This is a genomic window from Arthrobacter sp. SE2 (assembly GCF_058244265.1).
This window is the reverse complement of record NZ_JBZAYA010000013.1, coordinates 38,125-61,864: the sequence shown is the minus strand read 5'-3', so window position 1 is coordinate 61,864 and position 23,740 is coordinate 38,125. Positions and strand designations below refer to the sequence as shown.

The window sequence follows — 23,740 nt, the reverse complement described above, 5'->3', positions numbered from 1 at the left end:
TTACGGAGTAAGGTCTAGTCCACCCATACCAGGGGCTCATTGGTGTCGGCCTCGGCGTTGTCAAAGGTAAAGCCTTCGGCGGTCTGGACGTAAGGGACAACGGCCGCGAGGAGACCGCCGCTGCGATGCTCAGCCGCGGCGTGAATCCCGTCCGAGCCGTGTTCCGGAAGGATTACGTCGTTGGCAATCGCTACCGCGCGGTACTCGTCACGGCCTTGGCGCAGCAATTCGAGGATGTCTGCCAGCATCGACTCTGTGTCGACGTTTCCCTCGTCGTCCGGCTCTCCAGGCGTTACGAAGACGATCCGAAGTTCGTTGTCCTCGGCGAGCGTGACCGCGAAGGGCAGGAAGCCACCGTTTTGTTCCAGGTGTTCCTGCGCTGTTGCCAAGGCGGCCCCCAGCGTTTCCCGCACTTCGCGGAGTTCGTGTTCCTCTGTGTTTTCGAGGCCGTTGATCTGGGAATTCATGCTGCTGCCCGCCTTAGGGGTTGTCGGCTAGGACCGGACCAGTGCGAGGACGCGATCCCGTACCTTTTCCATAGTGGCAACATCCTTCGCCTCGGCGTTCAGGCGCAGGAATGGCTCCGTGTTGGACGGACGAAGATTGAACCACCAGCTGCCGTCCTTCGCGGTGAAGGTGCTGCCATCCATGTAGTCCACGTCGACGTCATCGCCATCAAAATCGGCGCGGACCCGCTCAATGGCTCCTGCCTTGTCCTCGATTTCGGAATTGATTTCACCGGAAGAGACATAAGGCTCGTACTGGCGGCCAAGATCGGACAGTGGGCCGTCCTGCTCGCCCAATGCCGCCAAGACGTGCATGGCCGCGAGCATGCCGGTGTCCGCGTTCCAAAAATCGCGGAAGTAGAAGTGCGCCGAGTGTTCGCCGCCGAAGACGGCTCCTTCTTCGGCCATGACCGCCTTGATGAACGAGTGCCCCACACGGGTGCGCACGGCCCTGCCGCCATCCGTCGCCACGAGCTCCGGGACTGCCCGCGAGGTCAGAAGGTTGTGGATGATTACGGGGGTCTTTTCACCCGCGGCCTGTGCTCGGGCGATTTCCCGGCGCGCAACCATCCCGGTGATGGCAGACGGGGACACTGGTTCGCCCTTCTCGTCAATCACGAAGCAACGGTCGGCGTCGCCGTCGAACGCCAGGCCGATATCCGCACCGTGCTCGATCACCGCGGCTTGCAGATCGCGCAGGTTTTCGGGCTCAAGCGGATTGGCGGGGTGATTCGGGAACGAGCCGTCCAGTTCAAAGTACAGGGGGACGATCTCGAACGGCAGGGCAGGAAGCAGCTGGTCACCAAGCACCGCGGGAGTGGTCAGCCCGGCCATTCCGTTTCCGGCGTCAACAACGATCTTCAGCGGACGGGAGCCCTTGAGGTCAACCAGGCTGCGCAAGTACTCGGAATAGTCCTTCAGGACATCGCGGGCGCCGATGTTGCCTTGGACATCCGCAGCCGGGATGCTTCCGCTGTTGAGGTACTTCTCCGCCAGCGCCTGGATTTCCTTGAGGCCTGTTTCGGAGGAGATCGGCTGGGCGCCGGCCTTGGACATCTTGATGCCGTTGTACTCGGCGGGGTTGTGGCTCGCGGTGAAAGTGGCGCCGGCCGCATTCAGGGCACCGCAAGCGTAGTAGAGCTCGTCGGTGGAGATGAGGTCCAGGAGCTGGACATCGGCGCCGCGGCGAGCGGCGCCGTCGGCGAATGCCTTGATGAATTCGGGAGACGACGGACGCATGTCGCCGCCAACCAGCACAGTTTCCCCGGCGAGGCCGAGGGTGTCGACGAAGGCCGCGCCGACGGATTCCACGATGTGGGAGGTGATGGATTCGCCGACGATCCCCCGAACGTCATAGGCCTTGAAGGAAGCCGAGAGGTCAAATGTCTTGTTCTGCTCGCTAGTCACGCGCTCAATCTTACTGTGGAGCGAGGTCGTCGCTGTGCGGGGACGTCATCTATGTGGAAAACGCTTGTCCACATAGATGACGTCCCGGGTTCTGGCTGTCTGCGGGTGCTGGAATACTGAAGCCATGCCCAACAACCCGGATGCCGCCCTACTCGCAGCAGATCAGTCCACCACCCGGCTGCAGGCCCTTGAAGTATTGAAGGAGCTTGTGGGAAATGCGGACGCCCGTTTTCACGACGGCCAGTATGAGGCGATTGAGGCCCTCGTCGACGCCGGACGGCGCGCATTGGTGGTGCAGCGGACAGGCTGGGGCAAGTCGGCAGTGTACTTCGTCTCGTCGTTGTTGTTGAGGCGCCGGGGCGCAGGGCCCACCCTCATCGTTTCGCCGCTGCTCGCACTGATGCGGGACCAGGTGGCGGCAGCCGCACGTGCCGGAGTGCGGGCCGTAGCTATCAACTCCGCCAATCAGCTTGAGTGGGACTTCGTCCGCGAACAACTGGCCGCGGACGAAGTGGATGTTCTTCTGGTTTCGCCGGAGCGGCTCACCAATCCTTCCTTCCGGGAAAACCAGCTTCCCGAGCTCATCCGCCGTACCGGTCTCCTGGTGATTGACGAGGCACACTGTATTTCGGACTGGGGGCACGATTTCCGTCCCGACTATCGGCGCATCTCCGATCTCATCGAGCAATTGCCTGGCAGCGTTCCCGTGTTGGCCACCACGGCCACGGCCAACTCCCGGGTGGTCCATGACATCGAAGAACAGCTCGGCGCCGGAGTGCTGACCATCCGCGGTGAGCTTGGCCGGGAGTCCTTGCGGCTGGGTGTCTTGAAGCTCGCCGACTCGCGGGATCGCCTTGGCTGGTTGCTGACCCATCTTGCAGACATGCCAGGCAGCGGAATCATCTACACCCTGACCGTTTCTGCCGCTGAAGACACCGCCCGGCTGCTCTCCGAGGCAGGCCACAACGTCCGGTCCTACACCGGGCGGACGGACCCCGCGGATCGTGAACGGGCCGAGCAACTCCTCAAGGACAACCAAGTGAAGGCGTTGGTTGCCACATCGGCGCTCGGCATGGGCTTCGATAAGCCGGATCTCGGGTTCGTCATCCACCTTGGTGCCCCGTCATCGCCGGTGGCTTACTACCAGCAAGTCGGACGTGCCGGCCGTGGCGCGGCAAATGCCGATGTGCTCCTCCTGCCTGGATCCGAGGACCGCGAGATCTGGCAGTACTTTGCGACTGCTTCAATGCCCTCGGAGGAAAAGGCCGCAGCCGTCCTCGACGTCTTGGCCGAATCCGGCTCTGCCTTGTCCACGGTGGCCCTCGAAGCACGGGTGGACCTGCGCCGGACGCCTTTGGAACTCCTGCTGAAGGTGCTCGCCGTGGATGGAGCGGTGGAGCGCGTGGGCGGTGGGTGGAGGTCCACTGGAAGTCCGTGGATCTACGACGCCGAGCGCTACGCCCGGATCGCCGAGGCCCGGGTGGACGAGCAGGATTCCATGGTGATTTACCAAGAGACCGCCGGATGCCGCATGGAATACATCACCGCGGTCCTGGACGACGAGTCCGCGCGTGCATGCGGCCGCTGCGACAATTGCGCCGGCAGGTGGTTCCCGGCGGACGTGGCAGCTGCCGCCGCCGACGCCGCCGGGCAGACGCTTCGGCGCGCGGGTCTTGCGCTGGAACCACGGCTTCAATGGCCGAGTGGCATGGATCGGCTCGGCGTCACGGTGAAAGGCAAGATCAAGCCGGAGGAGTTGCTGGCCGAAGGGCGCGTCCTGGCCCGCCTGACCGACCTCGGCTGGGGTGGTGCCCTCCGTGAGCTCTTTGCCGCCGGCGCAGCTGACCGCGAGGTTGAATCGGCCATGTTGCAGGCTTGCGTACAGGTCTTGCGCGAATGGTCCGCCGGAGACGGCCGGTCCACGGCGTGGAGCGGCCAAGGCCGTCCGGCAGCCGTCGTGAGCATCCCCTCCAGGAACAAGCCGGCGCTGGTCGAATCCTTGGCCCGCGGCATAGCCGGCATCGGCCAGATGCCGTACCTGGGTTCCCTCCAACTCCAGCACGGCGGACCCACGGGCGGGCGCGGTGGCAACAGCGCCTATCGGCTGGCCGGTGTCTGGGAGCGCCTCGTGGTGGGTCCGGAACTTGGACAGAACCTTGCGTCGCTGGGCGGTCAAGGCATCCTCTTGGTCGACGACCTCGCGGACAGCCGCTGGACCATGACCGTTGCCGGCCGCGCCCTCCGGCAAGCGGGGGCAGGATCGGTGTTGCCTCTCGTCCTCGGTCAAGCAGCGTGACCGGCGCAGTCCCGGACGTCCAGTCCGAATCCAAGTGGCAGCCGCGGCTCGCTTTGCTGGTTGCCGCTACCTTCTTCATGGAGTTCCTGGACGGAACAGTCCTTACTACTGCCATGCCGCGCATCGCGGCCGACTTCAAAGTGGTCTCGGCCGATGTCAACATCACGATGACTGCCTATCTTGTGACTGTGGCCATGGGAATTCCGCTCAGCAGCTGGCTCGCAGAACGCTTTGGTGCACGCCGGATCTTCTGCCTGGCGATCGCAGTGTTCACCGTCGCGTCGCTGTTGTGCGCGGCCAGCCAGGACCTCACCCTGCTGACCTTGAGCCGGGTGGCGCAGGGGGCCGGCGGGGCGATGATGGTGCCGGTGGGGACTCTCGTCGTGCTGCGGGGCACACCTAAGTCGGAGCTCCTCCGAGCCACCGCGTTCCTTGTCTGGCCCGGGTTGCTGGCCCCCGTCTTGGCGCCGCTTGTGGGCGGAGCGTTCACTACCTATCTTTCCTGGCACTGGATCTTCCTGATCAACGTACCGCTGGGGCTTGCTGCGTTCATCGCAGCCCTGAGGTTGGTTCCGCGTACGGGAGGCGATGCTGGCCGGCGGCTCGACTGGCGGGGGCTCACGCTCACCACCTTCGGCGTCGGATCGCTTGTGGTAGGCCTTGAAGGGGTTGGCGGCCACGGCGCGGGCGTGGTCCCGGCAGCCGTGCTGTTGGCCGGAGCACTGGCTTTGGCCGGAGCGGCCTGGTGGATGCTCAAAGCCAAGGCTCCGCTCTTCGATCTCCGGGTTTTCGCCACTCGCACGTTCCGGGCCACCTCCACCGGAGGGTTCGTCTATCGCCTGACCATCAGCTCGGTGCCCTTTCTGTTGCCGCTGTTGTTCCAGGACGGCTTTGGCTGGGATCCGCTCAAATCCGGTGCCATGGTGGCCGCGGTATTCATCGGCAACATCGGCATCAAGCCCGCCACGACGCCCATCATTCGGCGGTTCGGCTTCAAGCCTGTGTTGGTCTTCGCCTCTTTCGCTTCGGCAGTCACCTTTGCCATTTGTGCAGCGCTCAACGCAGGGACCCCGGAGCCGTTGATTTTTGCCTTGTTGCTGGCCAGCGGAGCCTTCCGCTCGATCGGATTCTCGGCGTACGCCTCGGTGCAGTATGCGGATATCGTCCCGGGGGAGCTTCCCTCGGCCAACGCAGTATCAGCCACGTTGGTGCAACTGGCCGCTGGGGCCGGCATCGCAGTGGGTGCACTCTTCCTGCGCCTCTTCGACCATGTGTCGCTCTTCGGCGACGGCCCTTCCTCGGCGTACCGTGGCGCCTTCCTCGCCATGGCTGCCGTGATGCTGTTGAGCACAGCGGACAGCCTCACTCTGCACCGGCACGCCGGAGCTGAAGTCAGTCGCAGTGCTGTGAGTAAACCCGAAAAACGGCGGGGTTAGAGGCCTTCGAGGACGCTAGTCGCCGGAACTTCCATACCGGAGATTCCGGCGACTTTCGGCCGTCCGCCGTCTTGCTTGGATCGTTTAGCTAGGACGCCGGGTGCGTGAACGGGATCCGGTCGAACGACATGACGCTCGTTGCTTCACCCGGGTTGACCGTGACCTTCAGCCAGTCCTTGGCATTGTTGGATCCATCCACGGTGATTCGGGTCAGGTTCTTCGCTGCTGTGGCCTGGCCGTAGAAAGACAGCCACGTGGAACCGGCAGCAAGGGGGTGGTCTTGGTTGTAAACGTGGCTGTCGCCGTTGATCAGGTAGACCGGGCCGCCGAACGAGTTCGATTCCTCGATCAAGGTCTGCACCAGGGGTTTGAAAGCCCCAAAATCCGCCTGGGAAGGGGCCGGGACTGTCGGGTCGAACATGTCCGCCTGAGTCATCACGACGACGGCCCGGTCACCGTTGTTCCGCGCCTTGCGGAAAGTATCCCTCAACTCCTGGATGCCAGCCTCGGTCCTCTGCTGTACCTCGTTAAGTTGGGTGGCGGTGGGCTGGGTCTGGCCGAGTCCCGTCCAAGGCAGCATCGAATTGTTGCTGCCCGGAATGTTGACGGCAGTGAAGGCGACCTCATTCTTGCGGAAGCTGACGTTCTCCGGGAAGCCTTCCTTTGCCTGTGACTTCACCTGCATCGGCGAACCAAGCGTGACACCTGGCAGCGGGAAGAAGACTTCCCGCACCTTGGCCAGTCTTTCCAGGGGGTTGTATGCACCGTTGTTCGTTCGGTGGCAGTCAGTCCATTCGTTGTCACCCGGGGTGTAGACGAGAGGGGCAGTAAAGCTGTCGAAGTTCGTCTTGATGGCCTGGAAGTACTGGTCCGTGCACTGGGATGATCCGTTCTTGATATCGCCCACGTGTGCTACAAAACTCAGTTCCTTGTGCGCGTTCAGGTCCTGAATGTAGGAGGGGAAGGCTTGGATTTCAGCGTTACCGTAGGGCACGTCCCCGATGACGCCGAAGCTGAAGCCCTCGGTATTGCCTTGGTGTCCATTGCCGTTGGAGCCGTTCTGTCCTGAGCTGTTACCGTCATTGGCCGCCAGCGCCGGCGGCGTGAGCAACGTGGTCGACAGCAAAACGGCCCCAACCGTTGCGATCGCGAATCTCGTCATTGAACGCATGAATCTCTCCTCGTCGTTGGTCTCCGTTACCCGGACGAGGTTATTGGCGCGAGCTGAATTCAAAGAGTCGGAGACATGAATCTTCCTCCAGGATCCGGCGATGCTCCGTTCCGAGCGCGTACCTTCCTCCCCTTTCTTTGAATCGGGAAAGCGCTTACGACACGGCGAGTCGCGTCATTTCGACGCCGGAACCCGGCAAACATGGGGAAAACGGTGCGGCACCCAGGGGTGCGGAAACGCAAAAGGCCCCGGTCAGGGACCGGGGCCAAAACGCGGAGACGGGGGGATTTGAACCCCCGGTGGAGTTGTGCCCCACACTTCATTAGCAGTGAAGCCCATTCGGCCGCTCTGGCACGTCTCCAGTTGCTATTGCTAGCCAACCAAGGATACGCAGAACTGGGCACCGAGCGCAAAACGGCGGCGCGGGCCGCCGTCGGGCGCCGTACCGCCGCCTGTCGGACTTGGCACGGGCCGCCGTCGGGCGCTCCGTAGTCGACGGCGCTAGTGCCCCGAGCCCTCCTTGCCAGCAAGCGCCCGCCACAGGAAGTGCTGGCTGCGGGCTTGGAGCGAGGCCGCCTGGCGGTTGTCCGAGGCTCCCGCGTGACCGCCTTCAAGTGCTTCGTGGAACCACACGTTCGGGATGCCCATTGCCTGCATCCGGGCTGCCATCTTCCGCGCCTGGACCGGGCCTACACGGTCATCGGAGGTGGCCGTCCAGATGAACGTCTCCGGGTAGTCCACTCCGTCGCGCAGCAGGTGGTACGGCGAGAAGGTGCGGATGTACTCCCATTGTTCCGGGACGTCTGGATCGCCGTACTCCGCAATCCAGGAGTAGCCGGCCGAAAGCTTGGTGTAGCGGCGCATGTCCAGCAACGGGACGCCGCAGGAGATGGCTCCGAACAACTCCGGGTACTGGGTCAGCATGTTGCCCACCAGCAGTCCGCCGTTGGAACCGCCCACACAGCCGAGCCGCCGCGGACTGGTGACGCCCCGCGAAATGAGGTGCCGCGCCACAGCGGCGAAGTCCTCGAACGCGCGGTGTCGATTCGCCTGCAAGGCTGCGCGGTGCCAAGCGGGACCGTACTCGCCGCCGCCGCGGATGTTGGCCACGACGTAGACGCCGCCACGCGAATGCGCCACGGAGCCGTCTTCGGACGGGATGCTTTCGGTCCGGCGTTCCAGCCAGGCGCGCCCGATGGCTCCGCTGTAGGCCGGGGTCCTAGAGACTTCGAAGCCGCCGTAGCCCGAGAGCTGTGTGGGGTTCTCGCCGTCGAGGTCAAGATCTTTGGACGCCACCTGGAAATAGGGCACGCGGGTGCCGTCTGCCGAGGTGGCGAAGTGCTGCTGGACCTCGTAGTCCGCCTCGTTGAAGAACGACGGCGAGGACTTCACCACTGCGTGCGTGCTCGCCACCCCGCCGTCATGGCCTGCGTCGAGCGTGTAGCTCGCGATCCCGGGGGACAGGGTGCCGCGCATGAGGGTGGTGGGGGTGGTGAAGCCCGTTGCGACGAGCCAGTAGTCGTTGCCGGCGTCGTCGCCTTCCGCTTCGTCCTCGTCGTCGACGGCGTAGGCGTTCACATCGTGCAGCGGCGGGCACGCATCCAACAAAGTCGAGGCCCACCCACCAGCGGAGTCCTTGCGGGCCGGGTCGAGCACCCTGATTTCGGAAGAGACGTCGTGCAGCAGGTTCAGGAGGAGGTAGTTCCGGGTCCAACTCCACGACTGGAGGGACGTGTGTTCATCCGGGGTGAAAAGCACCGTGAAATCGCGTGCCCCGGACAGATAGCCCTCAAAGTCGGCAGCCAGCAGAGACCCGGCGGGATAGGTGGTTCCGTCCACGTTCCAGTCCTGCCGCGGACGGAACATGAGCCATTCGCGGTGCGAACTGAGGTTGACGTCGGTGGGGACATCGATGGCCAGCCACGCGTCGTCATGCAGCACGGAAGTGGTCCGGTTGAAGAAGTCGATCCAGTCCACGGCGAAAGTGCGTTCGAAACCCGGGGTGGAGTCGTGGGCGACGAGGGCCATCATGTGGTCTTCGGGGATCTCGAAAATCCGCTCCGCCTCAGTCAAGGATTGGCCGCGACGGAGCTTCACCCCGGTGCGCGCGTAGGACGAGCTGGTTTTCGGCAGGCCGTCGGCGGTGGTGGCAACCAACAGGGTGTCGGCATCGAGCCAGCTCACGTTGCCCTTCGCGGTCGGAAGGTCGAAACCGCCTGCAGCCGGGTCCACGAAGGTGCGGGTCTCGACGTCGAACTCGCGGTGGCGGTTGGCGTCACCGCCGTCGGGGGAGAGGGCGATGATGGCGAGGCGGTGCGGTTCGCCTTCGGCCGGGCGCAGGAAGTTGGCGCCGTGGAAAACCCATTCTTCGCCTTCGGCGGCGGCCAGTGCGTCGATGTCGAGCAGCACGTCCCATTCCGGGGCATCGCTGAGGTAGCTTTCCCACGTGGTCCGGCGCCAGAGGCCCTTGGGGTTCTGCTGGTCTTTCCAGAAGTTGTAGTAGTGCTCGCCACGCTTGTTGACCATGGCGATCCTGTCCGTGGAGTCCAGGACCTCCAGGATTCCGGCTTCCAAAGCCGTGTAGTCGGCGTCGTCGAGCAAGTCTTCGGTGCGGGCATTTTGCTCCCGCACCCAGGCCAGCTGTTCCTCGCCATGAATGTCTTCGAGCCAGATATTCTCGTCGACAGGATCGGGGGCGATTGCGGTTCCCTGGGCAGTTTCGTTGTCGGGCGCGGGCGCTTGATCAGCTGCTGTGGTGGTCATCCCTCATCCTAGAGTGACTGTCTGAGGAGGAAGCAAGTCACAAGAAGTTAGGCTTGGGCGTGGGTAAATCGCAGAACATTCGGGTTGGGCTGATCGGGGCAGGTCCCCGCGGCACCAGTGTGCTGGAGCGTTTGCTCGCCAATTGGGCCGCGACGGAAACCCAGACGCGTTCCTTGCACATCGACGTCGTGGACCCCTATCCGGCCGGCCCCGGGCACGTCTGGCAACCCGAGCAGTCCCGGCTGTACCTGATGAACACGCAGTCGTTCTACCCCACGTTGATCCCCGAGGACGAACGACTCGCGCCGCCTTTGGCCGGGGGCTCCTTCGAGCAGTGGCGAGCGAAGCGGCGGTCAGGTGGCGGTCCGGGCCTGAGCGACGAAGAACGGGCTGAACTTGCCGTGCTCGCCTCCCACGACTTTCCCAGCCGCGCCCTTTACGGGCGGTATTTGCGCTCGACGCTGGAGGAACTGCTCGACCGTGTCCCGGCCGGCGTTGAGATCGCCTTCCACCGGAACAACGCCGTGGCGGCGCGTCCCCTCCCGGGCCGGCCGGCGGACGGTTTGCCGGACGGTTTGTCGGACGGTTCGGCCGGCGTGTCCACGGGCGGACGGTTCGACGTCGAACTCGACGACGGCGCCCGGCTCACCGTGGATTCCCTCGTCCTCGCGCTGGGCCACCTTGAGTCCCGGCTCAACCCGGAGCAGCGTTCGTTCAGGGAGGTGGCGTCGGAGCTCGGGCTGCTATACGTCCCGCCCGCCGCACCTGCCGACGTGGACTGGGGGCTGGTTCCGGACGGGGAAACCGTCCTGGTCCGCGGCATGGGCCTAAACTTCTTCGACGTCATGGGCCAGCTGACCGAAGGCCGCGGGGGACGGTTCGTGCCCGCTGAAGACAGTCTCCAGGGGAAGCTTAAGTACTTGCCTTCGGGCAGGGAACCGAAGATCATTGCGGCATCCAGGCGGGGCACTCCGTACCGGGCCAAGGCCGGGTTGGACGGTTACTATCCCAAGTCCGTGCGCTTGCGGTATCTGACCGAGAGCGCGGTGGAACGCTTCGCCGCGGCCGGCATCCAACCTGGCTTCGACCACGATTTTTGGCCCCTCCTGCATCGGGACGCCCTGTGGGCCTATTACTCAACGCTGGTCGTGGCGGAACCCGTCGCCGTCTCTGATGCGACGGAATTCCTTGCTGCCCTCGAAGACTTGTTGCAGCCGCACGCGCATGCCACGGGGCGATGGGAAAACCAAGTTGCGGAGTTGGTCTCCAGCCACGTTGCAGCGTCGCGCCGCCTTGACCTGCTGGGCCTCGCGGCGCCCTTGACCGGGCATTCCTTCGCGTCCAGGAAGGAACTCGACGCCGCCGTCGTCGACTATCTGGACGACGACGCCCGCCGCTCCGCGCTCGGAGAGTCAGATCCCGTGAAGATGGCCATCGGTGCCTTGCATACCGGACGGGCGATCCTGAAGAGCGCTGTGGCCGACGGCGGCATCACGGACGAATCGTGGGTGGGCGAGCTGCGGGGCTGGTTCGAGTCCTTCGTCGAGGGGCTCGCGAGCGGTCCTCCCGCCCTGCGCGCCGAACAGTTGGCCGCTTTGGCGCGTGCCGGCGTCGTGAGTTTCGTTGGCCCGGATCCGCGATTCAGTGTTGACCGTTCCAAGCGGGTCTTCCGCGCGGTGTCTGCCTGGGTGCACGACGACGCCGCGGAAGCCGGGACCCTAATTGAAGCCATGTCTCCCGCGAACCGCGTTGGCATGAGTGTTTCTCCGTTCCTGCGGCAGTTGCTCGCCGACGGGTTGGTGCGGCCCAAAGTGATGATGACTGCCGAGGGAATGCCGGTGCAGACCTCCGGCTTGGATGTCGAGCCGCACCCCTACCGGCTCGTGGGCGCCAACGGTTCCGTGACTCCGGGGATGTACGCCCTTGGCCTGCAGCTTTCCTCCACCCAATGGGGGACTGCCATTGCCGCCGAAGCCCGGCCTTCCGATGGCACCGGCTACCGAAGCGGCCAACGGACCCTCCGCGACGCGGACGAAATCGCCAGGGACATGCTCGGCCTTCCCCTCCAAAAATGAGCATGTTCCCCCAAGAAAGATGAGCATGCTCCTTACTCGTTCCAACGAGTGGACATAAGCCTGATATGTCCTCTCGTCGGGGCCGGGGGAGAGCATGCTCATCCGTGATGGTGTGGGCTTATGCAGCCTGGTTTTGGATGAGTTTGAAGATCGCACCCGTCGGGTCTGTCAGGGTGGCCATCCGGCCGTACGGAGTGTCCTCAGCCGCCTGGACGACGGTGGCACCCAGCGCGACCGCCTGCTCGATGGTGTCATCGACCTTGTCCGCCGCGAAGTAGACGCCCCAGTAGGAAGGGACTTCCGCCGGGAGGAAACCGGAGGCATCCATGATGCCTGCCTTGGAGTCGTCGCCCGCCCCGAGCGTGGTGTAGCGGAACTCCGGGGTATCGCCCACGACGGTGGTTTCCCAACCAAAGACGTTCTGGTAGAAGGAAACTGCCGAGTCGTACTCCTTGGCGAAGAGCTCGTGCCAGGCGGGTGCGCCGGTTTCGGCAGCCAGCTGATAGCCCTTCATCTCGCCGAACTGCCAGGCACCGATCGCTGCTCCGGAGGAGTCCGCATACATGGCCATGGTTCCCTGGTCCGGTACTTCCAGGGGTTCCATGTAGACCTGGCCGCCGTTGGCGACGGCCGCTTCGGTGGTGGCCTTGATGTCGTCAGTGCGCAGGTAGGTGGACCAGACATCGGGCATCTGGGCCATCTCTTCCTGCTTCTGCATGATCCCGGCCACCATCTTGCCGTCCTTCGAGGCCGTGATGTAGCCGCCGTACTTTTCCTGGTCCCCGGTCTCGTAGGTCCAGCCGAAGAGCGTGTTGTAGAAGGACTTTGCCTTCTCCGGGTCCGAGGTCATCAGGTCGATCCAGCAAGGTGAACCGGGGGTGATGTCAGGCGTAGGCATGTTTGCTCCTGTGTCGTTTACCGCGGTTGTTGCCACGGCTTCATGAGTGGGTGGTGGAGACAGACAAAACCCTATGCGGGGCCTCCGACAGTTTCAATGCCTGGCTCGATGCCTTCAGCGGGAACCTAGCCCATGACCAGCATCAAGATGAAGTAGATCGCTCCGCCGACCACCGAGTAGATGGCGAAAGGCGTCAAGGTCCGGGTCTCGAAGAAACGAAGCAGGAACTTGGTGGCGAACCATGCGGCGACACCCGCGCACAGGGCCCCCACCAGGAACACGCCACGCTCGTCGGCCATGGCCGGGGTGAAGAGTTCAGGCAGCTTGAGCACGGCGGCCGCGCCGATGATCGGCGTGGCGAGCAGGAAGCTGAACCTCGCAGCGTTTTCGTTGTTCAGCCCGGAAAGCAAGCCTCCGGCCATCGACGAGCCTGAGCGGGAGATTCCCGGGATGAGGGCGGCTGCCTGGGCGGTTCCGATTGCCAAGGCGCGTTTCCACGGCAGGGTGGCGATTTCGGCGTCGGAAACCGTTGCAGTGGCCGCATGCTCCGCTACACGGCGGCTGTCCCTTGTCCGCAGACGCTCGGCTGCAAAAAGGATGAGACCGTTGAGCACCAGGAAGGCGGCAGCGATCAGCGGCGAACCGAAGAGGTTCCGAATGGGCTTTTCCAGGACCAAACCGATGATTCCGGCCGGCACGGTTCCAACCACGAGGAGCCAGCCGAGCTTTGCGTACGTGTCTGACGGAGCAATCTTCCGGTCCCGGATGGAGCGGCCAAGACCCTTGGCGATTTCAATCCAGTCCCGGAGGAAGAAGAAGAACAGCACAATTGCTGTAGCCAGGTGGGTGGCTATGAGGAAGTTCAGGAATTCGGGCGCCTTCTGGTCCAGGCCCCAACCGAACAGTTTGGGCAGGATGACGCTGTGGCCGAGGCTGGAAATCGGGAAGAGCTCGGTGATTCCCTGCAGCAGGCCCATAACGATGGCCTGGATCATATTAATCATGGGTTCGATCCTAGCCAGTACCGGTTACTGGGAGATGAACGTTTGCTGGGAGGCGGCCGTGTGCCAGCAGGTGAACGCGGTCAATAGGGTGGGTGGCTAATATCGACGAATGACTCAAGAGCGATGGCGGCAGGTTTCCGAATGGCCCATGGTGGCGGCAGCGGTGCTGTTCCTGGTGGCCTATTCATTCCAAGTGATCGCCAATCTCAGCGAGGCCCAATCCACGGTCGTTGACACCATCATCTGGGTCACCTGGCTGGTGTTTGCCCTGGACTATGCGATGTGCCTGGTCCTGGCGCGGCGTCGCGCCCAGTGGTTCGTGCGGAACCTGCACGAATTGCTGATTTTGGCGCTCCCGGTCCTCAGGCCCTTGAGGTTGTTGCGGCTCGTGACACTCCTGAAGCTGCTTCATCGCACCGCCGGGAACGCCATGCGGGGCCGCATCCTCACTTTTGTCCTTGGGTCCGCGGCCCTCCTGACGTATTGCGGTGCCCTCGCCGTGCTTGATGCTGAGGAGAACGCCGCGGGCGCCAACATCACCAACTTTGGCGATGCCATCTGGTGGGCGATGGTCACCATCACTACCGTCGGCTACGGGGACCATTACCCGGTGACGGTTGTGGGCCGCTGCGTTGCCGGAGGTTTGATGGTCTGCGGAATCGCTGTCCTGGGCGTCGTGACCGCTTCGGTTGCATCGTGGCTCGTTGAACAGGTCTCCTCCGGAGCTGCTGCGGCCGCGACAGTCGCCGAGGAGCCCATGAAACAGGAGATCCGCCGGTTGGCAGAGCAGGTCGAACGCCTTAGCGCGCTTCTGGAAAACGCCGACGGCGAGCCGCGGGGCGGAGTGGTCGGAGCCCGCGGCGACCACTCGCCGTCGCCCTAGCTCGCCGTCCCCGTAGCCCGCCGTCGAGGTGCGTTCTTAGTCCCTTCCGCGGACGGGGATGCTCGCGGAAGAAATCAAGACGGCGCTTTTTTCTTCGTTGGTGGCGGGGCGGATCTGGCCGCGTTCGGGGACGAAGACGATGGCCTCGTCTTCTTGCTCGGGGGCGTTGACGAAGGAGCGGAAGCGGCGGAGGCGTTCCGGGTCCTTCAGGGTCGCGGCCCACTCGTCCTCGTAGGACCCAACGTGCTTGGCCATGGCGGCTTCGAGCTCCTCGGCGATGCCGAGGGAGTCCTCGACGACAACCTGGCGCACGTGCTCCAGGCCGCCGTCGAGCTCTTCCTGCCAGCGGGCGGTGCGTTGAAGCCGGTCGGCGGTGCGGATGTAGTACATGAAGTAGCGGTCGATGTACTTCACTAGGATGTCGTCGTCCAAGCCGCCGGCGAGGAGCTGGGCGTGAGCGGGGTTCGCTCCGCCGTTGCCGCCGACGTAGAGGTTCCAACCCTCCGATGTCGCGATCACGCCGACGTCCTTGCCGCGGGCCTCGGCGCATTCGCGGGCGCAGCCGGAGACGCCCATTTTGAGTTTGTGCGGGCTGCGCAGGCCGCGGTAGCGCAGTTCCAGGTTGATGGCCATGGCGACGGAGTCGAGGACACCGAAGCGGCACCAGGTGGAGCCCACGCAGGATTTCACGGTGCGCAGGCTCTTGCCGTACGCCTGGCCGGACTCCATGCCTGCGTCAATGAGTTCGCCCCAGATCTCCGGGAGTTGTTCGAGGCGGGCGCCGAACATGTCGATGCGCTGGCCGCCGGTGATCTTCGTGTACAGGCCGTACTTCTTGGCGATCGTGCCGATGACCACGAGCTTGTCGGGCGTGATCTCCCCACCCGGGATGCGCGGGACCACCGAGTAGGTGCCGTCTTTTTGCATGTTGGCCAGGGCGCGGTCGTTGGTGTCCTGCAGGGTGCCGCGGCCGGCGTCGAGCACGTACGCGGAATGCTGCGACGCCAGGATCGAGGCGATGGTTGGCTTGCAGATGTCGCAGCCCGCTCCGGTGCCGTATTTGGCCAGGATGTCTTCGAAGGATGTCAGTTCCAGGACGCGGATGGCGTCGAAAAGTTCCTGCCGGGAGAGGCTGAAGTGCTCGCACAACGCCTTGGAGACTTCGATGCCGGACTTCTTCAGTTCCCCTTCGAGGAGCTTCTTGATCATCGGCACGCAGGAGCCGCACTGGGTGCCGGCCCGGGTGCAGGCCTTGAGGCCTGGCACATCGCGGACCGGCTCGTTGCCTTCGCACGTCCCGCACGCGTTGACCGCGTCCCGGATGTTCCCGGCGGGGACGTTGTTGCAGGAGCACAGGATCGCGTCATCGGGCAGTTCGGTGTCGGGGGCCTCCCCGCCGCCCGCGGCAGTGAGGTAGGCGCCCGGTTCGGCGGGGAGCTCCCGGCCGAGCATGGGGCGCAGGCTCATGTAGGGGGTGGCGTCGCCGACGAAGATGCCGCCGAGCAGGGTCTTGGCGTCGTCGGTGGTGACGATCTTCTGGTATACGCCGCGGGCGGGGTCGGCGTAGACGATTTCCAGGGAGTGCTCGGTCTTGGCGAACGCGTCGCCGAAGCTGGCGACGTCCACGCCGGAGAGCTTGAGCTTGGTGGCCGTGTCGAAACCGGGGAAGGTCGCTTGTCCGCCGTGCAGGCGGTCCGCGACGATCTCGGCCATCGTGTTCGCCGGTGCTACGAGGCCCAGGCACATCCCGCCGAAGTTCGCCACCTCACCGATGGCGAAGATTCCGGGGATCTCGGTCTCGCAAGCATCGGAAATGACAACACCGCCACGCTGGCCAAGCGTGAAGACCTGTTCCTCGCCCTCCGCTGCACGGAAGAGCTCATCGCGCGGCCTGACCCCGATCGCGACGATCACGATGTCGGCGTCGATGATGCGGCCGTCGGCCATGAGGACGCCGGTGACCTGGCCGTCGTCGTCGGACAAAACTTCGGAGGGGAAGACGCCGCCGTGGATTTCGAAGCCCTTGTCTTTGATAAGGCGGCCCAGTGCCTGGCCGGCCCCTTCGTCGAGCTGGGTGGCCATCAGCCAGGACGCGCCGTCGATGACGATCGGCGTGGCGCCCAACCGCTCCGTCCCTGCTGCCGATTCAAGGCCGAGGAGACCGCCGCCGATGGTGACAGCGTTGACCTTGCGGCCCAGCTTTTCCGTGAGCTGCGTGATGGCTTCGTTGATGGCCCAGACGTCTTCGAGGGTGCGGTAGACATGGGTGAGCTCGGCGCCCGGGATTGGCACACGGGCGGCATTCGAACCCGTCGCAACCACGAGGGCATCATATTCGTAGCTATTGCCGGCCGCGGTTTCCACGGACTTGGCATCGGTGTTGATCTTGACCACCCGCTCGCCAGTGCGCAGGTCCAGGGCCTCGTGCTCCCACATTGATGCGTGTCCGAGGGTGAGGTCGCAGTCCACCTCGATGAGCGCCTTGCTCAGTGTGACCCGGTCATAAGGAAGATGGGCTTCCTCGGTCAGGACCGTGACGTGCCAGCCCTCGAGACCGCGGGTATGCATGGCATCGGCAAAGCGGTGGGCCGCAGGGCCTCCGCCCGCGACGACAATACGGCGCGGGCTCTCTGAAGGGGGAGTATGTCCGGTCACTGGCGGCCTTTCGCATGTGCCGCAGAACCGTCATCCGCGACTTGTCACTTCAGACTAAAGACACGCAGTTTCGCGTCAGTTTCCCCTTTGTTTCGGGGGCTTAACTTCGGCATCACGGTGAGGATTGCGGCTATGTGAGGTCTCCTTTACGAGCAGGACACATTGATTGCATTCCGGCGAAACATCGCGGGCCTACCGTGAAGTTGTGGCCGCAAACGGCCCGTGCCGGCTGGCGGAATTGGATCCGCCGGACCGGCAGGCTTAGCGATAGGGGCTGAAATGACCGTAATTCTGGATCGGCAAAACCTGATGGGCGCACCGACCGCGTCCGGCTGGCGCCGCGTCTGCGCAATCGACGAGCTGGAACCGGCTTGGGGCGAAGCTGCCCTGGTCGGAGGGAAGCAAGTAGCACTTTTCCGCACCACGCCGGATGAGGTCCTGGCGGTATCCCAGCAGGACCCTGCAACGCTGTCAAACGTCATGGCGCGGGGCATCGTCGGTTCCCGGGGCAGCCGTCCCACCATCGCCTCGCCGCTTCACAAAGAGGTGTACGACCTGGAAACCGGCGAATGCTTCACCAATCCTGAACTGCGGCTCGCCACCTACAACACCCGCCTCGTCGACGGATACATTGAAGTAGCCGTCTAGGCTGCTTCAGCTTCCGATGCCGATTCCGGCCGGTTCCGCCCGCGGAACCGGCCATTGGCGTTTCTTGGCACTGCATCGGGATTCCACCCGTTTAACGCAAAAGAGGCCGGCCATGGAATCCAAAGATTCGCATGAACCGGCCTCTCAGCTGCGCTGTGTCGCGCCACGCGGAAGGTAAGGGATTTGAACCCTTGGTGCGGGGTTACCGCACACTGGTTTTCAAGACCAGCTCCTTAGGCCGCTCGGACAACCTTCCCTGCCTAGTAGTGTTTCATAGGGAGTTGGCTGCGCCAAAAACCTGCCGCCGCGATTAACGCGGTTAAGGTGTCTGAAAGGCCAACTGCACTGAGCGAGGGATCGGGAGCACTCTATGAAAGCCGTCTACATCTCCGAACCGGGCGGGCCCGAGGTTCTGGAAATCCGGGACGTCCCTGCTCCGGTTCCCGGCCCCGGCGAGGTTCTCATCGACGTCGTCGCCGCCGGTCTCAACAGGGCGGATGTCCAGCAGCGCCGCGGTTTCTACCCGCCACCGCCGGGAGCGTCCGAAATTCCCGGCCTTGAGGTCTCCGGCAGGATTGCCGTGTTCGGGCCCGAGGTGAGCAAGCCGTTTTCGGTAGGCGACAAGGTAGTGGCCCTGCTTTCGGGTGGCGGCTATGCGCAGCAGGTTGCTGTCCCGGCGGAGCAGGTTTTGCGACTGCCCGACGGCGTGGATCTGGTCACTGCCGCATCCTTGCCTGAGGTAGCCGCAACGGTTTACTCGAACCTCATCATGACTGCACAGCTGCAGGCCGGTGAGACGGTACTGATCCATGGCGCCACTGGGGGCATCGGCACCATGGCCATCCAACTCGCCAAAGCGTACGGCGCTACGGTCGCGACGACGGCCGGAACGGCCGAAAAGGTCGGAACCGCGAAAGCCTTCCTCGGGGCCGACATTGCCATCAATTACGCGGAGGAAGATTTCGTCGAAAGCCTCAAGGCACAAAACGGCGGCAAAGGCGCCGACGTCATTCTCGACGTCGTCGGTGCCAAATACCTGCAGCAGAACGTGGAAGCACTCGCGGACTACGGCCGGCTGGTGGTGATCGGGCTGCAGGGTGGCGTCAAGGGCGAACTCGACCTCGGCCAGTTGGTCAGCAAACGGGCGGCCATCATCGGCACGGCGCTCCGTCCGCGGCCGGTCGCGGAAAAGGGTGTCATCATGAATGCCGTCCGTGAATCGGTCTGGCCGATGCTGGCCGACGGCCGGATCAAGCCGTTCGTGGCCAAGTCGTTCCCCTTGGAGCAGGTCCGCGAAGCCCACGAGTACTTCGATTCCGGCGAGCACATGGGCAAGGTCCTGCTGCTGCTCTAGCGGCGCCCGCCAAACCCGCAGCACGAAGGAGAGCGATGTCCATCCGGTACAGCATCCTGGCATTGCTTCAGGAGCAACCACGCTACGGCTACCAATTGCGAGCGGCGTTCGAGGAACGCACGGGAGCCGTCTGGCCGTTGAACATCGGACAGGTGTACACCACCCTGAACCGGCTGGAGCGCGACGCTTTGGTCCGCAAAGAGGGCGACGACGGCCGCGGCCACGTGCTTTTCAGCATCACCGACGCCGGGACTGCGGAAATCCGTCGATGGTTCGCGACCGCAGTGGATCGTGGAGCGCCGCCGAGGAACGAATTGGCCATCAAGCTGGCGTTGGCCGTCACGACGGCGGGCACCGACGTCCCCGCGCTGATCCAGGCCCAACGTGAGATTTCCTTGCGCGAGCTGCAGGCGTATACCCAGGACCGCAGGGACCTGGCCGCCAACCAAAGAGTGACGGATACGGCCAGGCTGCTCGTCCTGGACTCCCTGATCTTCCATGCCGAGGCGGAGGCCCGCTGGCTGGATCTTTGCGACGCAAGGCTGGTCCAGCAGGCCAATGGCGCCAGCAACGGCACGATCGGAACCGTCCGCGGTGCGGGGACACCCACCGCATAAACTGCTCCGCAGGGGAGGTGCTGACATCGAAACATTGACGAATGCCGGCGTCCGGATCCGGCTGCTCGGCCCCGACGATGCGGACGTGCTGATTCGCTTGGCGGATACGGACAACTTGTTCGACGAGGATCCTTCAGTCGCGCCGTCAGGCGCGTTGGCGTACGACGGCGCCCGCTCCTTTCTGGGCGACCCCGGCGTGCTTTTCTGGCTGGCTGAGCTCGGCGGCGAGACGGTGGGATTTCTTCACTGCTGCATTCAGCGGCGTCGTAATGCCGGACCTTGGGCCGAACTGCTCCTCATGGAAATAGGGACTCATGCGCAGTGGCGCCGCCGTGGTATCGGCCGGTCCCTTTTGGCAGTCATGGAGGAGTGGATGCGGGAACACGGGATGGAAGAAGTCTGGGTCCCGGCCAACCTCTATGCGACGGGCTTCTACGAAAAATGTGGTTTCGCTAAGGACGAAGGCGAAATACTCGTCAAGGCACTGGGCTGAGTTGCGGCCCGTGAGAGTATGAACGCATGAGCGATCAGGACGACACTCAACCCAGTGGCGAGAGTTTTGACGACATCCCGGTGGAGGGCACAACCTTGGACGCTGGCACGGCACAGAGCACATCGGAAGCAGGTCCGCAGGCCGACGGGAAACCTGGCGTCAAGAAGGGCAGCACCCTGCAGGACCTCGTCGACGAACCGGCCAAGGTCATGCGGATCGGTACCATGATCCGCCAGCTCCTCGAAGAGGTGAAGAGCGCCCCCTTGGACGAGGCAGCCCGCGGACGCCTTGCAGCGATCCACGAACGCTCCATCAAAGAGCTGGAAGAGGGCCTCGCACCGGAACTAGTGGAGGAGCTGGAGCGCATCAGCCTCCCCTTCCCTGAACACGCCACGCCCTCTGACGCCGAACTACGGATCGCGCAGGCCCAGCTCGTCGGTTGGCTCGAAGGGTTGTTCCATGGAATCCAGACCGCCATTGCTGCCCAGCAGGCAGCCCGGGAGCATGCTGTTGCCCAGTTGCAGCTTCGCCAGCTCCCGCCCGGAACCATGATCGCCCCGGGCGTCGTTATTGGCGAAAATGGTGAGCCGCAGCGTGCCCGCCTTCCCGGCAAGGAAGCGGAGCCCGACAAACCTTCTCGCGTTGAAGACCCGGACCGACACCCGGGTCAATACCTCTGAGCGCTGGGTTGGGATTCTTTGGGGCCGTCCGACAGGGACGGAAGGATGACGCTGAACTTGGCAAAGGACTGTGGCGCCGTGCCCACGATCGCTTCCATCGCGGCCTTGACCGGTACCACCAAGTGCTTGAAGGCGTAGAAGACGAACAGCTTTACGTCGAACTCGTGGCCATTGCGAACGAACTGGCGGACTTGTCGTCCAGGGTGCGTGCGATCTGCGTGGAGGCCCAACTCAAGGCGCCCAGTGATGGGCTGGACATTCCTGGATCGCTCGCGGGCGTCCATCGCGCGCTGTCCAAAGCGGGGAACTCTCTTGCCACCACAGCGGAGGCGGCCGCGATGCTGCGTCTCGCCGTCGGGCCCGTTCCTGTGGGAGCCGTTTCGGTACGACGACGCGCTGAAGCCGTTTACGAACATGTCGAAGAAGCCGAACGCCTGCTGAGGGCCAAAGCCGGCTCGTAGGCTTTTGGCGATTTAGGTGCAGACGCGTCTATTCCCACATAACAACTATTAAGCGCCTAGCTTAGAGGGGCCGGAATCCGTGGCCACCCGGTGTGCGCGGCTGGCAGGATGGAAGCCATGACTTCGTCACCGAACCTTACTTTTAACGACGGCAACTCCATCCCCCAGCTCGGCTACGGGGTGTGGCAGGTTGAGGACGATGTAGCCGAAAAGGTAGTGCGTCAGGCCTTCGACGCCGGCTACCGCCATATCGATACCGCCAAGATCTACGGCAACGAGGCAGGCGTGGGACGCGCCATCGCATCCTCCGGCCTCAAGCCCGAGGAAATCTTCATTACCACCAAGCTGTGGAATGCGGACCAGGGCTACGAGTCCACGCTCGCGGCTTTTGAAGAGTCCATGAACCGCCTCGGCCTGGAAACCCTCGACCTGTACCTGATCCACTGGATGCAGCCGAAGCAGGACAAGTTCGTGGACACCTGGAAGGCGCTCATTGAGCTCCAGAAGCGCGGACGCATCAAGTCCATCGGCGTCTCCAACTTCAGCAAGGAAGGCCTGCAGCGCCTGATCGACGAGACAGGCGTTGTTCCGGCGATCCACCAGATCGAACTGCACCCGTTCTTCAACCAGGCCGAACTCCGGGAGTTCGCTACGGCACGCGGCATTTTGACCCAGGCCTGGTCGCCCCTCGGGCAGGGCGGCGAGCTCCTTGAGAACGCCACTATCGCCCAGATCGCTGCCAAGTACGGTGCCACCCCGGCGCAGGTAGTTATCGCCTGGCACCTGGCGATCGGCAACGTCGTGATCCCCAAGTCCGTGACCGAGTCCCGGATCCAGGAAAACTTCGCAGCACTCGGCGTCACGTTGGATGAGGCCGACATTGAGGCCATCAACGGCCTGGACCGAGGCGCCGAAGGCCGCATCGGACCGGATCCGGCAGTCTCAGACTTCGCCTAGTTTCTCAACGGGAAGACCTCGCACCTAACAGGTGCGGGGTCTTCTTGCCTGTATCAGGCGGGATCTTGCAACGCGGGGTCACTTACGGCCCATCCAGCGGTACCGAATGGGCCGTAAGTGACCCCGTGTTGCTCAGAGGGGAGCGCATCGTATGGGCTCACCTCGCTGGGCGGAGGGGTGGCCCGGTGGAGGCGCGGATCGTCAGATGGGTGGGGAGTCCGTGCCTGCCGTGGGCAATGACACGGTCTACCGGCGTGCTGCCCAGGATCGCAAAAGCCGTGATGGTGACAGCATCACTGAAGAATCGGACGGCGTCGCGGCTGACGGACTCGACGCCGATGACCTGCAGTAGTACCGCGGCGCCCTTTCCGCTCGTCAGAGCCAGGTATCTCTCCCGGATAAGCGCTCCGTCCTCTGCGGTGATCCGGCGGCCCGGGCGCAAAGTGATCCGGAGTACCCCTTCACCCGTGTGCTCAACCCTGACATTTTCATGTTCTGAACTGAACCACGCCCCACCGCCGTCCGCGTCGGAAGCGGTGCTCACCTCTGCGCGAAGGTGTAATTCGCCCTCGGACTGTACCAGCGTCGTCATCAGATCCCCCCAGATGTGATTCCGCTGCAACCCCATTGACGCAGCTCCCGGATCAGCAAGAGCCGGGTGCAGATCACAATGCCGGTGAGGACGCCCGGCGTCCATGAATAGTGAGTGTGCGGAGTGTTTTCGCTCGAGTGACCTCCGGAATCAAGTAGCGGGCACAGCGAAGGGCGCACCCCGATGGGATGCGCCCTTCGCTAGACGGTCGGGTCAGTCCTTCTTGAAAGCGTCCTTGACCTTCTCGCCGGCCTGCTTCAAATCGCCTTTGGCCTGGTCGGCCTGGCCTTCCGCCTTCAGGTTTTCGTCGCCTGTGGCGTTACCGGCAGCTTCCTTGCCCTTGCCGCCAGCCTTCTCGGCAGCGTTCTCAATCTTGTCGCCTAGTCCCATGGTGTTTCCTCCTCTGGTTCGGCAGCCGATCGATCCGGCCGTTACTACATACTAAGCATGCTTCGGGTTTAGATTTCAAATCCGTTTCGTCTACCCGATGACGGGCTCTCGTGCACTGGTTGGGCTCGACGAAGTTGCCGTCACCCCGGGGACGCCGCTCGTCGAGAGTCGCGGCTCGGGCCGCCGGACCAGAAGAACACAAAGAAGAATCACAACGCGGAGAACACGATGGTGGCCTGGACGAGAAACAAATCGGATCACACGAAGGGCGAGGGGCGCAGCCCGGAGCGGGCCCAGGTTGGCGAAGCCGACGGTGGGGCAGACTTCCGGGTGCAGTCGGACGCAGCAAGAGCAAGCACCACCGCCGGAAGCATCGCCAACATTAGTCCTGGAAGTCCCCTGGTCTTCATGGCGTCAGCGTAATGCTGTCGGAGAGGAAACAGCAGGATCCCGG

20 protein-coding genes and 2 tRNA genes are annotated in these 23,740 nt (G+C 63.8%); 11 read left to right on the top strand and 11 right to left on the bottom strand.

The window, feature by feature from the left end; all coding sequences use genetic code 11:
• Positions 1 to 14: 14 nt before the first annotated feature.
• Together AC4CS3_RS17345 and AC4CS3_RS17340 are read right to left on the bottom strand one after the other, a co-directional pair.
• Complete coding sequence (locus AC4CS3_RS17345; RefSeq protein ID WP_490784475.1) at positions 15 to 467, bottom strand: hypothetical protein; 453 nt, start codon at positions 465 to 467, stop codon at positions 15 to 17.
• Between the two features lie 27 nt (positions 468 to 494).
• Positions 495 to 1,913: a phosphomannomutase/phosphoglucomutase gene (locus tag AC4CS3_RS17340; RefSeq protein ID WP_490784474.1), complete on the bottom strand. Its 1,419-nt coding sequence runs from the start codon at positions 1,911 to 1,913 to the stop codon at positions 495 to 497.
• A gap of 124 nt (positions 1,914 to 2,037) precedes the next feature.
• Between AC4CS3_RS17340 and AC4CS3_RS17335 the strand changes: the two genes are divergently transcribed.
• Positions 2,038 to 4,209 carry a RecQ family ATP-dependent DNA helicase gene (locus tag AC4CS3_RS17335; RefSeq protein ID WP_490784473.1) on the top strand — a complete coding sequence of 724 codons (2,172 nt, stop codon included), beginning with the start codon at positions 2,038 to 2,040 and terminating at the stop codon, positions 4,207 to 4,209.
• Positions 4,206 to 5,645, top strand: a complete 1,440-nt coding sequence (locus tag AC4CS3_RS17330; RefSeq protein WP_490784472.1) for an MFS transporter — start codon at positions 4,206 to 4,208, stop codon at positions 5,643 to 5,645. The genes AC4CS3_RS17335 and AC4CS3_RS17330 overlap by 4 nt, the downstream gene beginning before the upstream one ends.
• 88 nt (positions 5,646 to 5,733) lie before the next feature.
• Here AC4CS3_RS17330 and AC4CS3_RS17325 read toward each other — a convergent pair whose 3' ends face one another.
• The 3 genes from AC4CS3_RS17325 to AC4CS3_RS17315 all read right to left on the bottom strand — a co-directional run bounded on the left by AC4CS3_RS17325 (position 5,734) and on the right by AC4CS3_RS17315 (position 9,579).
• On the bottom strand, positions 5,734 to 6,816 hold the full coding sequence (locus tag AC4CS3_RS17325; RefSeq protein WP_490784471.1) for a hypothetical protein: 1,083 nt from the start codon (positions 6,814 to 6,816) through the stop codon (positions 5,734 to 5,736).
• Between the two features lie 273 nt (positions 6,817 to 7,089).
• Positions 7,090 to 7,177: transfer RNA gene (locus AC4CS3_RS17320), tRNA-Ser, on the bottom strand.
• A 140-nt stretch (positions 7,178 to 7,317) separates the two neighbouring features.
• A complete protein-coding gene (locus AC4CS3_RS17315) occupies positions 7,318 to 9,579 on the bottom strand; it encodes a prolyl oligopeptidase family serine peptidase (protein ID WP_490784470.1) in 2,262 nt (753 codons plus the stop codon).
• Between the two features lie 59 nt (positions 9,580 to 9,638).
• Between AC4CS3_RS17315 and AC4CS3_RS17310 the strand changes: the two genes are divergently transcribed.
• Positions 9,639 to 11,654, top strand: coding sequence for an FAD/NAD(P)-binding protein (locus AC4CS3_RS17310; RefSeq protein WP_490784469.1), 2,016 nt, complete (start codon positions 9,639 to 9,641; stop codon positions 11,652 to 11,654).
• Between the two features lie 118 nt (positions 11,655 to 11,772).
• Here the strand turns inward: AC4CS3_RS17310 and AC4CS3_RS17305 are convergent, their stop codons facing one another.
• Entirely contained in the window at positions 11,773 to 12,552 is a 780-nt protein-coding gene (locus tag AC4CS3_RS17305; protein ID WP_490784468.1) for a VOC family protein, read from the bottom strand.
• A gap of 125 nt (positions 12,553 to 12,677) precedes the next feature.
• Positions 12,678 to 13,556, bottom strand: coding sequence for an undecaprenyl-diphosphate phosphatase (locus AC4CS3_RS17300; protein ID WP_490784467.1), 879 nt, complete (start codon positions 13,554 to 13,556; stop codon positions 12,678 to 12,680).
• Positions 13,557 to 13,665: 109 nt separating this feature from the next.
• On the opposite strand from AC4CS3_RS17300, the gene AC4CS3_RS17295 reads away from it, so the two are divergent.
• Entirely contained in the window at positions 13,666 to 14,439 is a 774-nt protein-coding gene (locus AC4CS3_RS17295; RefSeq protein ID WP_490784466.1) for a potassium channel family protein, read from the top strand.
• A 36-nt stretch (positions 14,440 to 14,475) separates the two neighbouring features.
• On the opposite strand, the gene nirB is transcribed toward AC4CS3_RS17295, so the two are convergent.
• Complete coding sequence (nirB, locus tag AC4CS3_RS17290; RefSeq protein WP_490784465.1) at positions 14,476 to 17,094, bottom strand: nitrite reductase large subunit NirB; 2,619 nt, start codon at positions 17,092 to 17,094, stop codon at positions 14,476 to 14,478.
• A 279-nt stretch (positions 17,095 to 17,373) separates the two neighbouring features.
• On the opposite strand from nirB, the gene nirD reads away from it, so the two are divergent.
• Complete coding sequence (gene nirD / locus AC4CS3_RS17285) at positions 17,374 to 17,742, top strand: nitrite reductase small subunit NirD (RefSeq protein ID WP_490784464.1); 369 nt, start codon at positions 17,374 to 17,376, stop codon at positions 17,740 to 17,742.
• A 168-nt stretch (positions 17,743 to 17,910) separates the two neighbouring features.
• Here nirD and AC4CS3_RS17280 read toward each other — a convergent pair.
• A tRNA-Ser gene (locus AC4CS3_RS17280) sits at positions 17,911 to 17,998 on the bottom strand.
• 114 nt (positions 17,999 to 18,112) lie between these two features.
• Between AC4CS3_RS17280 and AC4CS3_RS17275 the strand changes: the two genes are divergently transcribed.
• The 6 genes from AC4CS3_RS17275 to AC4CS3_RS17250 all read left to right on the top strand — a co-directional run bounded on the left by AC4CS3_RS17275 (position 18,113) and on the right by AC4CS3_RS17250 (position 22,304).
• Positions 18,113 to 19,096, top strand: coding sequence for an NAD(P)H-quinone oxidoreductase (locus tag AC4CS3_RS17275; RefSeq protein WP_490784463.1), 984 nt, complete (start codon positions 18,113 to 18,115; stop codon positions 19,094 to 19,096).
• Positions 19,097 to 19,131: 35 nt separating this feature from the next.
• Complete coding sequence (locus AC4CS3_RS17270) at positions 19,132 to 19,713, top strand: PadR family transcriptional regulator (protein WP_490784462.1); 582 nt, start codon at positions 19,132 to 19,134, stop codon at positions 19,711 to 19,713.
• Between the two features lie 34 nt (positions 19,714 to 19,747).
• On the top strand, positions 19,748 to 20,206 hold the full coding sequence (locus AC4CS3_RS17265) for a GNAT family N-acetyltransferase (protein WP_490784461.1): 459 nt from the start codon (positions 19,748 to 19,750) through the stop codon (positions 20,204 to 20,206).
• A 26-nt stretch (positions 20,207 to 20,232) separates the two neighbouring features.
• Positions 20,233 to 20,886 carry a bacterial proteasome activator family protein gene (locus AC4CS3_RS17260; RefSeq protein WP_490784460.1) on the top strand — a complete coding sequence of 218 codons (654 nt, stop codon included), beginning with the start codon at positions 20,233 to 20,235 and terminating at the stop codon, positions 20,884 to 20,886.
• 8 nt (positions 20,887 to 20,894) lie between these two features.
• Positions 20,895 to 21,347: a hypothetical protein gene (locus AC4CS3_RS17255; RefSeq protein WP_490784459.1), complete on the top strand. Its 453-nt coding sequence runs from the start codon at positions 20,895 to 20,897 to the stop codon at positions 21,345 to 21,347.
• A gap of 117 nt (positions 21,348 to 21,464) precedes the next feature.
• Positions 21,465 to 22,304, top strand: a complete 840-nt coding sequence (locus AC4CS3_RS17250; protein WP_437772422.1) for an aldo/keto reductase — start codon at positions 21,465 to 21,467, stop codon at positions 22,302 to 22,304.
• Positions 22,305 to 22,461: 157 nt separating this feature from the next.
• On the opposite strand, the gene AC4CS3_RS17245 is transcribed toward AC4CS3_RS17250, so the two are convergent.
• Both AC4CS3_RS17245 and AC4CS3_RS17240 read right to left on the bottom strand, forming a co-directional pair.
• A complete protein-coding gene (locus AC4CS3_RS17245; RefSeq protein ID WP_490784458.1) occupies positions 22,462 to 22,896 on the bottom strand; it encodes a DUF7793 family protein in 435 nt (144 codons plus the stop codon).
• 213 nt (positions 22,897 to 23,109) lie between these two features.
• Positions 23,110 to 23,286 (bottom strand): CsbD family protein, encoded by a 177-nt coding sequence (locus tag AC4CS3_RS17240; RefSeq protein ID WP_236815163.1) that lies wholly within the window; start codon positions 23,284 to 23,286, stop codon positions 23,110 to 23,112.
• Positions 23,287 to 23,740: the final 454 nt, after the last annotated feature.

What these genes read in the sequence shown, in the direction of transcription:
- AC4CS3_RS17345 (WP_490784475.1), bottom strand. Translation starts at nt 467, where the DNA reads ATGAATTCCCAGATCAACGGCCTCGAAAACACAGAGGAACACGAACTC.
- AC4CS3_RS17335 (WP_490784473.1), top strand. Translation starts at nt 2,038, where the DNA reads ATGCCCAACAACCCGGATGCCGCCCTACTCGCAGCAGATCAGTCCACC.
- AC4CS3_RS17325 (WP_490784471.1), bottom strand. Translation starts at nt 6,816, where the DNA reads ATGCGTTCAATGACGAGATTCGCGATCGCAACGGTTGGGGCCGTTTTG.
- AC4CS3_RS17315 (WP_490784470.1), bottom strand. Translation starts at nt 9,579, where the DNA reads ATGACCACCACAGCAGCTGATCAAGCGCCCGCGCCCGACAACGAAACT.
- AC4CS3_RS17305 (WP_490784468.1), bottom strand. Translation starts at nt 12,552, where the DNA reads ATGCCTACGCCTGACATCACCCCCGGTTCACCTTGCTGGATCGACCTG.
- AC4CS3_RS17300 (WP_490784467.1), bottom strand. Translation starts at nt 13,556, where the DNA reads ATGATTAATATGATCCAGGCCATCGTTATGGGCCTGCTGCAGGGAATC.
- AC4CS3_RS17295 (WP_490784466.1), top strand. Translation starts at nt 13,666, where the DNA reads ATGACTCAAGAGCGATGGCGGCAGGTTTCCGAATGGCCCATGGTGGCG.
- nirD (WP_490784464.1), top strand. Translation starts at nt 17,374, where the DNA reads ATGACCGTAATTCTGGATCGGCAAAACCTGATGGGCGCACCGACCGCG.
- AC4CS3_RS17275 (WP_490784463.1), top strand. Translation starts at nt 18,113, where the DNA reads ATGAAAGCCGTCTACATCTCCGAACCGGGCGGGCCCGAGGTTCTGGAA.
- AC4CS3_RS17270 (WP_490784462.1), top strand. Translation starts at nt 19,132, where the DNA reads ATGTCCATCCGGTACAGCATCCTGGCATTGCTTCAGGAGCAACCACGC.
- AC4CS3_RS17260 (WP_490784460.1), top strand. Translation starts at nt 20,233, where the DNA reads ATGAGCGATCAGGACGACACTCAACCCAGTGGCGAGAGTTTTGACGAC.
- AC4CS3_RS17250 (WP_437772422.1), top strand. Translation starts at nt 21,465, where the DNA reads ATGACTTCGTCACCGAACCTTACTTTTAACGACGGCAACTCCATCCCC.
- AC4CS3_RS17245 (WP_490784458.1), bottom strand. Translation starts at nt 22,896, where the DNA reads ATGACGACGCTGGTACAGTCCGAGGGCGAATTACACCTTCGCGCAGAG.
- AC4CS3_RS17240 (WP_236815163.1), bottom strand. Translation starts at nt 23,286, where the DNA reads ATGGGACTAGGCGACAAGATTGAGAACGCTGCCGAGAAGGCTGGCGGC.